This is a genomic window from Pseudomonas sp. NPDC090201 (assembly GCF_044746825.1).
In the GTDB taxonomy this organism is placed as follows: Bacteria; Pseudomonadota; Gammaproteobacteria; order Pseudomonadales; family Pseudomonadaceae; genus Aquipseudomonas; species Aquipseudomonas putida_AD.
In genome coordinates, this window is the sequence record NZ_JBIVCX010000006.1 from 88,724 (window position 1) to 103,554 (window position 14,831).

The following is a 14,831-nucleotide window of genomic DNA, read 5'->3' on the forward strand; positions in this document are numbered from 1 at the left end:
ATACACCCGGACTCTGCGCTTTGCCACTGCCCGTGAGGCGACCGGACGCAGCTTAAAGCAGGTTCCGGCGCTGGAAATCATCGGCAAGAACCAATAGAATGGCCGGCTCTCTTTAACGACCTAGGTGATACATCCATGCAGCCCATGCTGAATATCGCGCTGCGCGCCGCCCGCAGCGCCAGCGAATTGATTTTCCGCTCCATCGAGCGCCTGGATTCCATCAAGGTCGACGAAAAAGACGCGAAAGACTACGTCACCGAAATCGATCGCGCCGCTGAAAAAGTCATCGTCGACGCCCTGCTCAAGGCCTACCCGACCCACGGCATCCTCGGCGAAGAAAGCGGCCTGCACGCTGGCAGCGGCGAAGGCGCAGACTACCTGTGGATCATCGACCCACTGGACGGCACCACCAACTTCGTTCGCGGCGTCCCGCACTTCGCCGTCAGCATCGCCTGCAAATACCGTGGTCGCCTGGAGCACGCCGTGGTCCTGGACCCTGTCCGCCAGGAAGAATTCACCGCCAGCCGTGGCCGTGGCGCCCAGCTCAATGGCCGTCGCCTGCGCGTCAGCCCGCGCAAGAGCCTGGAAGGCGCCCTGCTGGGCACCGGTTTCCCGTTCCGCGAAAACCAGATGGACAACCTGGAAAACTACCTGAACATGTTCCGTTCGCTGGTTGGCCAGACTGCCGGCATCCGCCGCGCCGGTGCCGCGAGCCTGGACCTGGCCTACGTCGCCGCCGGTCGTTTCGACGCATTCTGGGAGTCGGGCCTGTCCGAGTGGGACATGGCAGCCGGCGCCCTGCTGATCCAGGAAGCAGGCGGCCTGGTCAGCGACTTCAACGGTGGCCATGAATTCCTCGAGAAGGGTCACATCGTTGCGGGCAACACCAAGTGCTTCAAGGCCGTACTGACCTCGATCGCACCGTTCGTACCGGCTTCGCTCAAGCGCTAAGCTTGTTTGCAGCAGTGAAAAAACCGGCCTTGTGCCGGTTTTTTTGTGTCCCAATGAAAAGGCAACGACTAACCCCGGCGGGGTCGTCTCGCACTCAACTGCCGAGACAAATCGATGAAGTTCTTCAACGGCGGCAACTGGTTGAAACTGCGACACACCAGGGTGATCGGCGCGTGCAGCCTGGGCTTGGCGTTGGCAATCGGGCAATAGACCACGCTCTCCTTGTGCACATCCCTCATGGACGCCGGGACGATGGAAACCCCCGCCCCCGCCGCCACCAGGCTGACGTTGGTGAGCATACGCTCGACCTCGAACGCGATCTTCGGGTTGAAGCCCGCATTCAGGCATGCCTTGATGAGATTGGCGTACATCCCCGGCGCGCCGGGGCGACGGACTAGAATGAACGGCTCCTGGCTCAGGCTTTCCAGCGCAACAGCCGGTGGCTCGCCGTGCCCGTCATAGTCGGCCAGCAAGGGATGGCCGACCGGCAAAGTCAGCAGCATCTCTTCGTTCAGCAGCCGGTGAAATTCAAGGCTCTGATGGCGACCGACCGGCGCTCGCACAATGCCCACATCAACGCTGCCTTCGATGGCCGCCTCGGTCAGTTGCTGGGCGCTGCCCTCTTTCAACGACACCGCCACCGCAGGAAAACGCTCGCGATAGGCGCGGATGATGCGCGGGATCAACGGGTGGGCCGCCGCCGAGCTGGTAAAGCCGACACTTAACTGCCCCTCGATGCCGTGGGCGGCCCGTGACGCCTTGAGCGAACCTTCCTGGACACGGGCAAGAATCTCCCGGGCCTCTTGCAGGAAAACCTGCCCACCTGCCGTCAGATCCACACCCTTGGGATGTCGCTTGAACAGATCGAAACCCAGTTCCTCTTCCAGCGCGCGGATCTGCTGGCTCAATGGCGGCTGCTGCATGTTCAGGCGCGCGGCGGCGCGGGTGAAATGTCGCTCTTCGGCCACCATGACGAAATAACGCAGATGACGAAGCTCCATGGTGGTCTATCCCGCAGCGAGGTTTTATGATTGCCGCCCGGTCAATGCGACATTGGCCGGCAAGCGTGCCTAATCCGCCTGACGCTGACAAGGCACGTCCACCAATAACAATAAGCACGTCCAGACCGGTACGCCGATGCCTGCAAGGCTTCTTCGCAGCAGCACCCTGCAACTTCTGCTGGCCATCGCCTGCGGTGCGCTTCTGGGCGTTGTCGATCCCGCCCTTGCCGTGACCATGAAGCCTCTGAGCGACGGTTTCATTCGGGTGATCGGCTGGCTCATGCCGTTCATGATGTTCCTGTTGATCGCCTCCGGCGTGGCGGGCCTGCAGGTGCGCCAGCGTGGACTGGCGGGCAAGGTATTCGTCTATTTTCAAGGCATGGCGTTGTTGTCGCTGTCACTGGCCTGCCTGATCGCCGACTTCACGCAGCCAGGCTCAGGCACAGCGTCAGCCCTGACCCTCGGCACTCAGGCAGCGGGCGGGTTTTCGTGGACCGGGTTCGGGTCGCTGATTGCACGCGGGCTGATGCACAACCCGATCCTGCAAGTGATGCTGGCCGGGTTGTTGACCGGAGTATTGATCGGTCGTGCAAGTGGCTTTCAGCATGCCGAAACGCTACGGCTGACCCTGGAAAAAGTCGTCCAGTGGCTGTTCAGCGCCCTGAAGCTGATTCTGCGCTTCGCCCCGCTGGCCGCCTTCGGCGCCATCGCCTTTACCATCGGCAAATTCGGCCCGGCCTCGGCCCTGCCCCTGCTCAAGTTCGTTGCAGTGATCTATTTGGCGTCTGCGGCGTTCATCCTGCTGATCCTGACTCCCCTGACCCACGCCTGCGGAATTTCACTGTGGTCGCTGGTGCTTCATCTGAAGGACGAACTGTTGCTGGTCACCTTCACCGGCTCTTCGGTCGCTGCCCTGCCCGGCCTGATCGAGAAGATGCAAATGCTCGGCTGCAACCGCCAACTGACGCGCCTGGTGCTGACCACCGGTTACACCTTCAACCTCAGCGGCTCGAACATTTACCTGATGACAGCGGTGATGTTCCTGGCGCAGATGGCGGGGGTCGATCTGACTGCTGCGCAACTGCTCACGCTGCTGCTGATTTCCATGGTGACGTCGCTGGGTTCTACCAGCATGGCGGGTTCTGCGTTCTTCACCCTCGTTGCCACACTCAACTTGCTGAATCTGGTGCCTGTGGAAAGCGTGGGGTTGCTGCTGGGCGTGGAACGCCTGATGAAATGCCGCGTGCTGACCAACGTGCTAGGCAACTGCGTGGCGTGTCTGGCGATTGCGCGCTGGCAGAATGGCTTCGTCTTTGATGCTGCCCGAAATGCGCTGCGCTGACATCGCGTAGGAGCGCGCTTGCCCGCGATCTGGCGCGAAGCGGCAGCAACACCTGACGACCCCAGCGTGTCAGCCAAACCGAGGTGTCAGGTTTTGCTGCCGCCAATGCGGCAGATCACGGGCAAGCGCGCTCCTACAGGTTTCGTCGAGCCTGGGGTATCACCCCTTGGACGACAACAACTTCTCGAACGCCCGGTCCAGCTTGCCTTCGGCCTCGGTCAGCTTGCCCCGACGCTCGCTCAGCCAGGCCTGATCGGCTTCCAGGTTCTTGTGGGCTTCGGCCAGCATGCGCTTGACCTCCTGCGGTTGCGGGCCGCCGGTGCCCTTTCGGGTGTTGACCATGTTTTCAGGCGACAGCGAGGCGCGGAACGTCGCCTCATCCAGCGGCAACGTGTTCTGTTTCCACTGATATTTGTCGGCCGCCTTGGTGTAAAGCTTTTGCGCGTCGGCATAGGGGAATGTCTTGGGCGTCAGGCCCTGGTCGCGGGCCTGCTCGACGATCAGCGACGCAAAGCTGTGGCCAATGCGGAACGGCACTTTCTGCGTGCGCTCCAGGGTATCGGCCAGCTCCATGGACGTGGTCCACTCGTTCTCGAGCTCTTCACGGGCGCGCTGTGGATTGACCTGCAAGGCATCGAGCACCGCGTCCGTCGCGGCGAACATTTCCCTGGTGGAATCGAACACTCCCAGCGAATCAAAGGCAAACTTGTAGTCGGTCATGCCGGTGGTGACGTTGTGCGCCCGCAGGGTCACGGTCTGGGCCAGTCCTACCACATCGGACGCACTTTCCCGTGCGCGCATCAGCAACCCCGGATTGCGTTTCTGCGGCATGGCGCTGCTGGTGTAGGTTTTCTCTTCATCGAGCAGCAGCCACGGGCGAATCTGGTGGTACTGGGTGTGAATGTCGCCAATCATCGCGCCCACCCGGATAGCCGACGACGACGCAATGTTCGCCGCCTCGATAGGGATGTCATAGGTGGAAACCTGGCTCGAATCCAGCGAGTTTTCGCGCACCGCATCAAAGCCCAGCAGCTCGGCCATGCGCTCGCGGTTCAGCGGATAGGCCGAGTTGGCCAGCACCGCCGTGCCCATCGGGCTCTGGTTCAGACGCTGATACAACTCGCGAATCCGCTGGCCGTCCCGGTCGAATGCCGCCTCGAACGCCAGCAGATAATGCGCGTAGGTGATCGGCATCGCCTGCACGCCGTTGGTGTACGCCGGGATCAGCGTATCGACGTTCTTGTCGGCCAGATCCAGCAGGCGCTTGCGGGTCGCATTCAAGGCCTCGCTATAGGCCAGCACGTCAGAACGCAATTTGGCCAGGCGGTAGGTGGCGAGCATGTCCTGGCGGCTGCGGCCAGAGTGGATCAGCGAAGCTTCAGGGCCGATCTTGTCGGTCATGATCTGCTCCAGTTGCAGCACATCGCTGGGGCGCTTGCCGTTGGGCTGGTCGGCCTGATCGATGGCGTAGCGCACACCGGTAGCGATCTTCTGCCCCATCTCCGGTTTGACGATGCCCTCCTCCGTGAGCATGACGATGGAGGCCTTGTTGATGCGGTTCAGCCAGGAGAACTGGCTCTCGCCCTTGCTGGCCCGCGCCTTGGACTTGTCGACAGTCGCGCCGATCTTCGCCGCCTGTGCGGCACATTTTTCGGTGGTGGCACAGGGCACCTCGGCGGTATTGGCGGCCCAGGCCCCATGACTATTGAACAGCGCGAAGGCGACGGCGAGATGGATCAGGGTCTTTCTGGTTGGCATTTCAGGCTCCGTTGCGGCAACAGCCGAGGGTGAGCGTTTGAGGAAAATTGTTCACAGGTGCGACTCAGAGCAGCGGCAGCGTGTAACTGACGATGACGCGGTTCTGGTCGATGTTGTTGCCGCCATTGCTGCGGTAAGTGCCGTTGCGCCACCTGAGTTCGAGGTTCTTCAGCGCGCCGCTCTGGAACACATAGGCGATGTCGGTGTTGCGTTCCCACTCGGTGCCTTCTTTGGCGCCACGGGCAAAGTTGTCGCCCTGCAGGTAACGGGTCATGAAGGTCAGCCCCGGCAGACCGGCCGCCGCGAAGTCATAGTCGTAGCGGGCTTGCCACGAACGCTCTTCGGGGTTGGCGAAATCGGGGGAGATCATCACGTAGTTGACGAGGAAGGAGTCGGTTCCCGCCAAGTGCGGAAATCCTGTGTCGCCGCTCATCTTCTGATAGGCCACACCAAAACCATGGCCGAGCACGCTGTAGGTGAAACGCGCGCCGATGGCGGTGTTGTCGACGTTGGTATTGCCGTCCTTGAGCGAGCGCGCATAGCGCAGGTCACTCTTGATCGACTGCGACTCGCTCAGGGGGAAATTGTGCAGCAGCGTCACGATGTGCTGCTTGTAGTTGTTCTCAAGTCCGCCGTAGTTGTAGGAAGTAGTCAGTCCCTTGGTCCAGCTGTAGCTGGCGCTGGCGAAATCGAACTTGTCGCTGGGCCGCCCGCCCTTGATGCCCTTGCCCTCAGCCTCGATGTCTTCGTGGCCGCTGTCGTTGCGTTCGCTGTTGCTGGTGAGGCGCCCGACATTGAGGGTCATGTCGGTGATGTCTTTGGATGTCACCTGCGCGCCACGAAAGGTCTGCGGCAGCAGTCGTCCATCGTTGGGCAGGACCGTAGGCAATTTCGGCATCAGCGTGCCGACCCGCAGCACGCTTTTGGAAATCCGCGCCTTGGCGGTTACACCGGCGCGTCCATAGTCGTCCGGGGCCTTCTCATCGCCCACTGGCAGCAGGCCGGAGTTGCGGCGCTCGGGGCCCGAGTCGAGTTTGAGGCCGAACAGCCCGATGGCGTCCACCCCGAAGCCTATTGTGCCTTCGGTGAAACCGGATTCGTAGTTGAGGATCAGGCCCTGGGCCCATTCATCGCGCCTGGACTGGCTGGCGTTGTCCTGGCGGTAATCGCTGTTGAAATAGAAGTTGCGAAATTCGAGGTCGGCCTTGCTGTCTTCCAGGAAATCGGCTTCGGCAAAACCTGGAAATGTGAGGCTCAACCCAAGGGCGGCAGCAGACGTGAGGCCAAGAGATACAGGGCTTTTTTGCATTATTGTTTCCCGCGTGGCGTAGCTGTTTTTTATTGGTTTTGTCAGGTGGATGACCACCTGCAAAAAGCTTACGCGGCGAGAATTCAAATAAAAAATATATAGTTAGTACCGGTTGAATACGTTTTAGATATAGAGGTAATTCCGCGGTATGGCGCAGGAATGTATTTCCCCCCAAACCTGTAGGAGCGCGCTTGCCCGCGACGGCGGTGGCGCATCCGACACATCTCCATCGAATGTACCGGCCATTCGCGGGCAAGCGCGCTCCTACCGTGCCGTGTATGGCGCAGGAATGTATTCCACCCCAAACCTGTAGGAGCGCGCTTGCCCGCGACGGTGGTGGTGCATTCGACGCATCGCCATCGGATGTACCGGCCATTCGCGGGCAAGCGCGCTCATACGGGATGGCCGGATGGGCCAAAAAAAACGCCCCTGCGAGAGGGGCGTTTTTGGGGAGCTGACCGAAACTTACTGACCGGCCTGGCTCAATTCCAACTGACCGTCTTTGTTGACCGGAATCTGGCTGCCCGGATCGCGATCCATACGCACCTGGCCGACCTTGTCGTTCAGCTTGTACTTCACGTTGTAGCCCACGACCTTGTCGCTGATGTCGTTGACCGTGTTGCAACGGGTTTCGGTGGTGGTGTAGGTATCGCGGTTCTGCATCCCTTCCTGCACCTTGTTGCCGGCGTAGCCGCCGCCGACCGCACCGGCCACGGTGGCGATCTTCTTGCCGTTACCGCCACCCACCTGGTTACCGAGCAGGCCACCTGCCAGGGCACCGACAACTGTACCGACGATCTGGTGCTGGTCCTTGACCGGAGCGCGATGGGTCACCGCGACGTCCTTGCACACTTCACGAGGGGTCTTGATCTGTTCTTTTACAGGCTCGACGGCCAGCACGTCGGCATATTCAGGGCCGTTGTTTTTAACGAGGCTATAGGTGGCCAAAGCCCCACCGGCAGTCACACCGACAGCGCCCAATACAGCACCAACTAGCAACGATTTGTTCACGTGAACCTCCTGACCATTTTCAGCGCAATTTCTTACGCTACTCCCAGCCTTGGAGCACAAAAAAAGGCGCGAGTTCAAACTCGCGCCTTCTAACGTGACGACCGGTCAGATCAAATCGTTATGGACGATCATCCACCTGCTCGGCTGCAACCGGTGGCAGCAGGTCTTCGGTACGCAGGTTCAGCCAGATCAGCACCACGTTGGCGATGTAGATCGAGGAGTAGGTACCGGCCATGACGCCGATGAACAGCGCCACCGAGAAACCGTGCAGGCTGTCGCCGCCGAAGATCCACAGCGCGCCGATAGCAAGCAGCGTGGACACCGATGTGGCGATGGTACGCAGCAGGGTCTGGGTGGTGGAGATGTTGATGTTCTCGATCAGCGAAGCCTTGCGCAGCAGACGGAAGTTCTCGCGAACCCGGTCGAATACCACGATGGTGTCGTTGAGCGAGTAACCGATGATCGCCAGGACCGCCGCCAGCACCGTCAGGTCGAAGGTGATCTGGAAGAACGACAGGATACCCATGGTCACGACCACGTCGTGGATCAGGGAAACGATCGCGCCCACGGCAAACTTCCACTGGAAGCGGAATGCCAGGTAGATCAGAACGCCGCCCAGTGCCAGCAACATGCCGATACCGCCCTGGTCGCGCAGCTCTTCACCCACCTGCGGGCCGACGAACTCGACGCGCTTGACCGTGGCCGGGTTATCGGCACCGGTCTTGCGCAGTGCGTCGGCTACCTGGGCGCCCAGCTGCGGGTCTTCACCCGGCATGCGCACCAACAGGTCGGTGGTCGCGCCGAAGCTCTGCACGATTGCCTCGTGGTAACCGGCATTGGTCAGCTCGTCACGCACCTTGCCAAGATCGGCAGGACGCTCGTAGGTCAGCTCGATCAGCGTACCGCCGGTAAAATCCAGGCCGAAGTTCAGCCCCTTATGGAACCAGCTGAACAACGCCAGTGCGGTCAGGAGCATGGTCAGGGCGAACGCAACGTTGCGAACGCCCATGAAGTTGATTGTACGTTTCATGGCAGCCCCTTAGATCCACAGCTTCTTGACGTCACGGCCGCCATAAATCAGGTTGACCATTGCGCGGGTCACCATGATGGCCGTGAACATCGAGGTAAAGATACCGAGCGACATGGTCACGGCGAAGCCTTTGACCGGGCCGGTGCCCATGGCGTAGAGAATGCCGCCGACCAGCAGCGAGGTCAGGTTGGCGTCGAGAATCGCGGTGTAGGCGCGGTCGAAACCTTCGTTGATCGCACGTTGCACGGTCATGCCATTGGCCAGCTCCTCACGTATACGCGAGAAGATCAGCACGTTGGCGTCCACCGCCATACCCATCGTCAACACGATACCGGCGATACCCGGCAGGGTCAGCGTGGCACCCAGGATCGACATCAGCGCCAGCAGCATGACCATGTTGAATGCCAGTGCCACGGTCGCGATCAAGCCGAAGAAACGGTAGATGGCGAGGATGAACAGCGAGACGAACAGCATGCCCCACAGGGAAGCGTCGACACCCTTGGTGATGTTGTCGGCACCCAGGCTCGGGCCAATGGTGCGCTCTTCAGCGAAGTACATGGGAGCGGCCAGACCACCGGCACGCAGCAGCAGTGCAAGCTCCGACGACTCGCCCTGGCCGTTCAGGCCAGTGATGCGGAACTGCGCACCCAGCGGCGACTGGATGGTCGCCAGGCTGATGATCTTCTTGTCTTCCTTGAAGGTCTGCACCGGCACGTCTTTCTCGACGCCGTCGACCATCTGCTTGACGTAGGTGGTCTGCGGACGCTGCTCGATGAAGATCACCGCCATGCTGCGACCGACGTTGGCGCGGGTGGCGCGGCTCATCAGGTCACCACCGTGGCCGTCGAGCTTGATGTTCACCTGCGGGCGACCGTGCTCGTCAAAACCGGCCTTGGCGTCGGTGACCTGGTCACCGGTGATGATCAGGCCACGCTCCACCGCTGCAGCCGGACGACCGCCTTCGCGGAACTCGAACATTTCAGTGGTGGCCTTGGTGTCATCGGGGCCTGCGCCCAGACGGAACTCAAGGTTGGCGGTCTTGCCCAGGATACGCTTGGCTTCGGCAGTGTCCTGCACGCCTGGCAGCTCGACCACGATGCGGTTGGCACCCTGGCGCTGAACCAGTGGCTCGGCCACGCCCAGTTCGTTGACACGGTTACGCACCGTGGTCAGGTTCTGCTTGATCGAATATTCGCGAATCTCGGCGATCTTGGCCTGGGTCATGGCCAGACGCAGGATCGGCATCTCGCCACGCTCGCTGGTGGTGATGTCGAAATCGCTGTAATCCTTGCGGATCAGGCTACGGGCCTGCTCGCGGGAATCGGTGTCGCTGAAGCCCAGTTGAATGGCATTGCCATCCTGCGGCAGGCTGCGATAACGCAGTTTTTCCTTGCGCAGCAGGCTTTTGACTTCGCCCTCATAGACGTTCAGACGCGCACTGAGTGCCTTCTCCATGTCGACTTCCAGCAGGAAGTGCACACCACCGGAGAGGTCAAGACCCAGTTTCATCGGGCTTGCGCCCACGTTGCGCAGCCACTTCGGCGTGGTCTGTGCCAGGTTCAGTGCAACGACGTAGTCGTCACCCAGCGCCTTGCGCGCAACATCCTTGGCGGGCAGCTGGTCTTCCTGTTTGGTCAGACGCAACAAACCGCCCTTGCCATTCTCGGCCAGAGACGCGCCCTTGACCGCGATGCCAGCATCGGTAAGCGCCTTGCTTACGCGATCCAGATCCGCCTGATTGACCTGCAACGCAGTGCTTGCGCCGCTGACCTGGATGGCCGGGTCGTCAGGGTAGAGATTGGGTGCGGAATAAATAAAGCCGATGCCCAGTACGACCAGGATCAGGAAGTATTTCCACAGTGGGTATTTGTTCAACATCACGCCGCCTGCTTATAACGCGGGGCGCCTTGCGCGCCCCGTCGATTGGTAAAAGACTGGAATCAGATGGCTTTCAGGGTGCCCTTGGGCAGGGTGGCAGCGATGGCGCCCTTCTGGATCTTCAGTTCTACAGTGTCGGAAACTTCGATCACCACGAAATCGTCAGTCACTTTGTTGATCTTGCCCGCGATACCGCCGGAAGTAACGACTTCGTCGCCCTTCTGCAAGTTACCCAGCAGATTCTTCTGCTCTTTGGCGCGTTTGGCCTGTGGACGCCAGATCATCAGGTAGAAGATGACCAGGAAGCCGACCAGGAAAATCCACTCGAAACCCGAACCCGCCGGACCCGCAGCGGCAGGCGCGGCTGCGTCCGCCATGGCGTTGGAAATGAAAAAGCTCATTTAGCACTCCAGTTGCATAATTTTAATAAGAAGCGGATAGACCGGCTGTCAATCAATCCAGGGGCGGCGTTGCAAGCCCGCGCTTGGCATAGAACGTATCGACAAAGGCGGCCAATGTACCCTGTTGAATAGCCTCGCGCAAACCAGCCATCAGCAGCTGGTAATGCCGCAAATTGTGGATCGTATTGAGCATGCTCCCCAGCATTTCGCCGCACTTGTCCAGGTGATGCAGATAAGCGCGGGAGAAGTTCTTGCAGGTGTAGCAATCGCACGTCGGATCCAGCGGCGAATCATCGTGGCGATGGAACGCATTACGAATCTTCAGGACACCGGTGTCGATGAACAGATGACCGTTGCGGGCGTTGCGCGTAGGCATCACGCAGTCGAACATGTCGACTCCGCGGCGCACACCTTCAACCAGGTCTTCGGGCTTGCCTACACCCATAAGGTAACGAGGTTTGTCAGCGGGCATGCGACCAGGCAGATAATCCAGCACCTTGATCATCTCGTGCTTGGGTTCGCCCACCGACAGGCCGCCAATGGCCAGGCCGTCGAAATCCAGTTCGCTCAAGCCTTCCAGCGAGCGCATGCGCAGGTTTTCATGCATGCCGCCCTGAACGATGCCGAATAGTGCCGCGGTGTTTTCGCCATGGGCGATCTTCGAACGCTTGGCCCAGCGCAGCGACAGCTCCATGGAGGTGCGCGCCACGTCTTCGTCGGCCGGATACGGGGTGCATTCGTCGAAGATCATCACGATGTCCGAGCCCAGGTCGCGCTGGACCTGCATCGACTCTTCCGGCCCCATGAATACCTTGGAGCCGTCCACCGGCGAGGCGAAGGTCACGCCTTCCTCCTTGATCTTGCGCATCGCGCCCAGGCTGAACACCTGGAAACCACCGGAGTCGGTCAGAATCGGGCCTTTCCACTGCATGAAATCGTGCAGGTCGCCGTGGGCCTTGATGACCTCGGTGCCAGGACGCAGCCACAGGTGGAAGGTGTTGCCCAGGATGATCTCGGCGCCGATGGCCTCGATATCACGGGGCAGCATGCCCTTGACCGTGCCATAGGTACCGACCGGCATGAACGCCGGGGTCTCGACCGTGCCACGGGGAAAGGTCAGGCGACCACGACGAGCCTTGCCATCAGTGGCCAGCAGCTCAAACGACATACGACAGGTGCGACTCATGCGAGATCCTCGGGGGCCGCATCTGATCCTTGAGGTGCAGTCGGCGCCGGATTGCGGGTGATGAACATGGCATCCCCGTAACTGAAGAAGCGGTATCCGTGCTCCACCGCAGCCGCGTAGGCCGCCATGGTTTCCGGGTAACCGGCGAAGGCTGAAACCAGCATCAACAGCGTGGATTCAGGCAAATGGAAATTGGTGACCAGGGCATCGACCACATGGAAGGGACGGCCCGGGTAGATGAAGATATCGGTGTCGCCGCTGAACGCCTTGAGCACGCCATCACGCGCCGCACTTTCCAGCGAACGCACACTGGTGGTGCCCACCGCGATCACCCGGCCACCGCGAGCACGGCACGCCGCCACGGCATCGACCACCTCTTGAGTGACTTCCAGCCACTCGTTATGCATGTGGTGATCTTCGATGCGCTCGACGCGCACCGGCTGGAACGTCCCCGCGCCCACGTGCAGCGTGACGAAGGCCGTCTCGACGCCCTTGGCAGCAATCGCCTCCATCATCACCTGGTCGAAATGCAGCCCCGCCGTCGGTGCCGCCACCGCGCCGGCACGCTGGGCGTAAACGGTCTGATAGCGCTCGCGGTCGGCGTCGTCATCCGGGCGGTCTATATAAGGAGGCAACGGCATATGCCCGACGCGCTCGAGCAGCGGCAGCACCGGCTCGGCAAAACGCAGTTCGAACAGCGCATCATGGCGCGCCACCATCTCGGCCTCGCCACCGCCGTCGATGAGGATCGTCGACCCCGCCTTCGGCGACTTGCTCGACCGCACATGGGCCAGCACACGATGCTGATCCAGCACCCGTTCCACCAGGATTTCCAGCTTGCCGCCCGAGGCTTTCTGCCCGAACAGCCGCGCCGGAATCACCCGGGTATTGTTGAAAACCATGAGATCGCCGGGGCGCAAATGCTCCAGCAAATCAGCGAATTGGCGATGTGCCAGCGCACCGCTCGGCCCGTCCAGGGTCAGCAAGCGGCTGCTGCGACGCTCGGCCAGAGGGTGGCGAGCGATCAGTGCATCAGGGAGTTCGAAGGTAAAGTCGGCGACACGCATGATGGGGTTCGTCTAGCAGGGCCGGGAAGTTTAGCGGAAAAGCACAAAATTGACCATGAAACATGATTGACCAACGGTAGGCGCGTCTCTATACTCCGCCGCCACAAGCCCTGATGGCGGAATTGGTAGACGCGGCGGATTCAAAATCCGTTTTCGAAAGGAGTGGGAGTTCGAGTCTCCCTCGGGGCACCAGAACAGAATAGAAAGGCCTTGGATTTCAAGGCCTTTTTTTGTTTCCGGCGTAAAAATGGCGTACTGAGCTCAGGCGTGCGTTCCGAGCCAAACATGACTTGGCAACCTTGGAGCTCCGCGACGCAGCGTGTCGGTCGCCAGCATTCATAGCGGCGGTACAGAGAGGGATCTTATGAGAGTTGCTTTTAAAAGCTTCCTGACGCCATCCGTCGCCGAATTAGAGGCAGCTTGGCTATCAGATGACTCAATCTTTATCTTTGACACGAATGTTCTGTTAAACCTTTACGGCTTCGAAGAGCAAACCAGAACTGACTTTTTTGCCACCACTGCCAAGCTCGGCGGAAGAATTTTCATACCCTATCATGTCGGACTGGAATATAACCTCCGCCGCCTGTCAGTCATAAGCAACGAGAAGAAAACCTTCCGAGAGCTTACAAAACTCATTGCTAACACTGAAAAAAAACTCGGTGACGATCTTGAACAGCTAAGGCTGCGAGAAAAATTTCCGCAGCTTTCTGAATTTGCCAACGAACTCAGAAAAAGCATCAAAGTTCCCCTCGACAAGTTTTCAAAAAAGATCGAGCCCTGGAACAAAAGCCAACCCGATGTTCGCTCTGAAGATAAAATCCTCGAGCTCATCGACGGCTTCAGCGACGGCCGCATAGGACCACCTCCAGATCAAGCATGGCTGGATGAACTCTATTTGGAGGGGGCGGATAGATATGCCAACCAAATCCCTCCTGGCTTCCGAGACGCTGGAAAAGACAAAGACAGCCAAAGGTACCAGGCCACCTTCATTCATAACTCTCTGAAGTATGAAAGAAAGTTTGGCGACCTTATTATTTGGAAGCAAATTTTAGCAGAAGCCTCCAAAGGTAACGCCCGAAATGTTTTTTTTCATCACTGACGATGCAAAAGACGACTGGTGGTCAAGTATCGACTCTGGTGGTGACAAAATCATCGGACCGCATGAGGCACTTCGTTCTGAAATTTACAAACATAAGAACGTCGAGCTATTTCATATGTACTCGACGTCTGACTTTCTCGGAAACGGCAGCAAGATTCTAAAAATCAAGATAAACCAAAGCTCCATTGACGACGCGACTATTAAACACCCGGTGAGCATCAACGCTCCGAGTATTGCTGACTTGCCATATCCGCTTCGCGGAGAACTCGCCAAAGCCCTAGGCTTTGCGGAGCCGTTTTCTGAAACGGCGCAAGCCGCACTTAATCGCGCCAGAGCTGAGTATTCCAGAAGCTTGAATGAACGCGCCCACGGTCGAAACAGCGAGTCAGTGCTAGACACCTCAAGATTTTCAGACGACCTACCCTGGAATAGGCCTGCTGGAGAAAATCTGGAATACCCAAATGGACCTTTGCCAGGATCCCCCGATTCTGCACGCCCCACGACATCCGCGATCGACGCGGCTCTGGCTGCTGGCAGAGAGTTAAAGCGGTCTTATTTGGCAGGCTTCCAGCACTCGGCAGACATCGCAGCCAGAGCCGCCAGATCTGTCAACGTGGCTACGTTGAACGATGGCATACGTTACGTTAACGAGCTGAATGCTGAACACGCACGAGTGCTTGCTCGCCTTCAAGAAATTGAAGCGGCTAAAAGGCATCTCATAGAAGCGCCTGCCCCATTGGCTTCATCTCCGGGAGAGGATCCGACTGACGATTGATGAGGCTGGCAGCGGCACTGCTG

13 protein-coding genes and 1 tRNA gene are annotated in these 14,831 nt (G+C 59.6%); 5 read left to right on the forward strand and 9 right to left on the reverse strand.

Annotated elements, in window-relative coordinates; translation table 11 throughout:
- The first annotated feature begins 135 nt into the window (after positions 1-135).
- Complete coding sequence (gene suhB / locus ACIPOO_RS18090) at positions 136-951, forward strand: inositol-phosphate phosphatase (protein ID WP_274134043.1); 816 nt, start codon at positions 136-138, stop codon at positions 949-951.
- A 68-nt stretch (positions 952-1,019) separates the two neighbouring features.
- Here suhB and ACIPOO_RS18095 read toward each other — a convergent pair whose 3' ends face one another.
- Positions 1,020-1,952, reverse strand: a complete 933-nt coding sequence (locus ACIPOO_RS18095; RefSeq protein WP_400608776.1) for a LysR substrate-binding domain-containing protein — start codon at positions 1,950-1,952, stop codon at positions 1,020-1,022.
- A gap of 136 nt (positions 1,953-2,088) precedes the next feature.
- Between ACIPOO_RS18095 and ACIPOO_RS18100 the strand changes: the two genes are divergently transcribed.
- On the forward strand, positions 2,089-3,294 hold the full coding sequence (locus tag ACIPOO_RS18100) for a cation:dicarboxylate symporter family transporter (RefSeq protein WP_400608777.1): 1,206 nt from the start codon (positions 2,089-2,091) through the stop codon (positions 3,292-3,294).
- 159 nt (positions 3,295-3,453) lie between these two features.
- Here the strand turns inward: ACIPOO_RS18100 and ACIPOO_RS18105 are convergent, their stop codons facing one another.
- From ACIPOO_RS18105 to queA, 8 genes are all read right to left on the reverse strand, one after another.
- Positions 3,454-5,052 carry an argininosuccinate lyase gene (locus tag ACIPOO_RS18105; RefSeq protein WP_400608778.1) on the reverse strand — a complete coding sequence of 533 codons (1,599 nt, stop codon included), beginning with the start codon at positions 5,050-5,052 and terminating at the stop codon, positions 3,454-3,456.
- A gap of 64 nt (positions 5,053-5,116) precedes the next feature.
- Positions 5,117-6,361: an OprD family porin gene (locus tag ACIPOO_RS18110; RefSeq protein WP_400608779.1), complete on the reverse strand. Its 1,245-nt coding sequence runs from the start codon at positions 6,359-6,361 to the stop codon at positions 5,117-5,119.
- 465 nt (positions 6,362-6,826) lie between these two features.
- Entirely contained in the window at positions 6,827-7,372 is a 546-nt protein-coding gene (locus ACIPOO_RS18115) for a glycine zipper 2TM domain-containing protein (RefSeq protein ID WP_274134038.1), read from the reverse strand.
- Positions 7,373-7,490: 118 nt separating this feature from the next.
- Positions 7,491-8,402, reverse strand: a complete 912-nt coding sequence (gene secF, locus ACIPOO_RS18120) for a protein translocase subunit SecF (protein ID WP_274134037.1) — start codon at positions 8,400-8,402, stop codon at positions 7,491-7,493.
- A 9-nt stretch (positions 8,403-8,411) separates the two neighbouring features.
- Entirely contained in the window at positions 8,412-10,280 is a 1,869-nt protein-coding gene (gene secD, locus ACIPOO_RS18125; protein WP_274134036.1) for a protein translocase subunit SecD, read from the reverse strand.
- A gap of 62 nt (positions 10,281-10,342) precedes the next feature.
- Complete coding sequence (gene yajC, locus ACIPOO_RS18130) at positions 10,343-10,681, reverse strand: preprotein translocase subunit YajC (RefSeq protein ID WP_062383548.1); 339 nt, start codon at positions 10,679-10,681, stop codon at positions 10,343-10,345.
- A gap of 52 nt (positions 10,682-10,733) precedes the next feature.
- Entirely contained in the window at positions 10,734-11,849 is a 1,116-nt protein-coding gene (gene tgt, locus ACIPOO_RS18135) for a tRNA guanosine(34) transglycosylase Tgt (protein WP_274134067.1), read from the reverse strand.
- Positions 11,850-11,863: 14 nt separating this feature from the next.
- The gene (queA, locus tag ACIPOO_RS18140; RefSeq protein ID WP_400608780.1) at positions 11,864-12,934 is read right to left on the reverse strand and encodes a tRNA preQ1(34) S-adenosylmethionine ribosyltransferase-isomerase QueA; all 1,071 of its coding nucleotides are present in this window, start codon (positions 12,932-12,934) and stop codon (positions 11,864-11,866) included.
- A 107-nt stretch (positions 12,935-13,041) separates the two neighbouring features.
- Between queA and ACIPOO_RS18145 the strand changes: the two genes are divergently transcribed.
- The 3 genes from ACIPOO_RS18145 to ACIPOO_RS18155 all read left to right on the forward strand — a co-directional run bounded on the left by ACIPOO_RS18145 (position 13,042) and on the right by ACIPOO_RS18155 (position 14,808).
- A tRNA-Leu gene (locus ACIPOO_RS18145) sits at positions 13,042-13,126 on the forward strand.
- A gap of 172 nt (positions 13,127-13,298) precedes the next feature.
- A complete protein-coding gene (locus ACIPOO_RS18150) occupies positions 13,299-14,033 on the forward strand; it encodes a PIN-like domain-containing protein (protein WP_400608781.1) in 735 nt (244 codons plus the stop codon).
- Positions 14,014-14,808 carry a hypothetical protein gene (locus ACIPOO_RS18155; RefSeq protein ID WP_400608782.1) on the forward strand — a complete coding sequence of 265 codons (795 nt, stop codon included), beginning with the start codon at positions 14,014-14,016 and terminating at the stop codon, positions 14,806-14,808. Before ACIPOO_RS18150 ends, ACIPOO_RS18155 begins: the two co-directional genes overlap by 20 nt.
- The last annotated feature ends 23 nt before the right edge of the window (positions 14,809-14,831 follow it).

What these genes read in the sequence shown, in the direction of transcription:
- ACIPOO_RS18150 (WP_400608781.1), top strand. Translation starts at nt 13,299, where the DNA reads ATGAGAGTTGCTTTTAAAAGCTTCCTGACGCCATCCGTCGCCGAATTA.
- ACIPOO_RS18155 (WP_400608782.1), top strand. Translation starts at nt 14,014, where the DNA reads ATGTTTTTTTTCATCACTGACGATGCAAAAGACGACTGGTGGTCAAGT.
- secD (WP_274134036.1), bottom strand. Translation starts at nt 10,280, where the DNA reads ATGTTGAACAAATACCCACTGTGGAAATACTTCCTGATCCTGGTCGTA.
- ACIPOO_RS18105 (WP_400608778.1), bottom strand. Translation starts at nt 5,052, where the DNA reads ATGCCAACCAGAAAGACCCTGATCCATCTCGCCGTCGCCTTCGCGCTG.
- ACIPOO_RS18095 (WP_400608776.1), bottom strand. Translation starts at nt 1,952, where the DNA reads ATGGAGCTTCGTCATCTGCGTTATTTCGTCATGGTGGCCGAAGAGCGA.
- secF (WP_274134037.1), bottom strand. Translation starts at nt 8,402, where the DNA reads ATGAAACGTACAATCAACTTCATGGGCGTTCGCAACGTTGCGTTCGCC.
- tgt (WP_274134067.1), bottom strand. Translation starts at nt 11,849, where the DNA reads ATGTCGTTTGAGCTGCTGGCCACTGATGGCAAGGCTCGTCGTGGTCGC.
- yajC (WP_062383548.1), bottom strand. Translation starts at nt 10,681, where the DNA reads ATGAGCTTTTTCATTTCCAACGCCATGGCGGACGCAGCCGCGCCTGCC.
- ACIPOO_RS18110 (WP_400608779.1), bottom strand. Translation starts at nt 6,361, where the DNA reads ATGCAAAAAAGCCCTGTATCTCTTGGCCTCACGTCTGCTGCCGCCCTT.
- queA (WP_400608780.1), bottom strand. Translation starts at nt 12,934, where the DNA reads ATGCGTGTCGCCGACTTTACCTTCGAACTCCCTGATGCACTGATCGCT.
- suhB (WP_274134043.1), top strand. Translation starts at nt 136, where the DNA reads ATGCAGCCCATGCTGAATATCGCGCTGCGCGCCGCCCGCAGCGCCAGC.
- ACIPOO_RS18100 (WP_400608777.1), top strand. Translation starts at nt 2,089, where the DNA reads ATGCCTGCAAGGCTTCTTCGCAGCAGCACCCTGCAACTTCTGCTGGCC.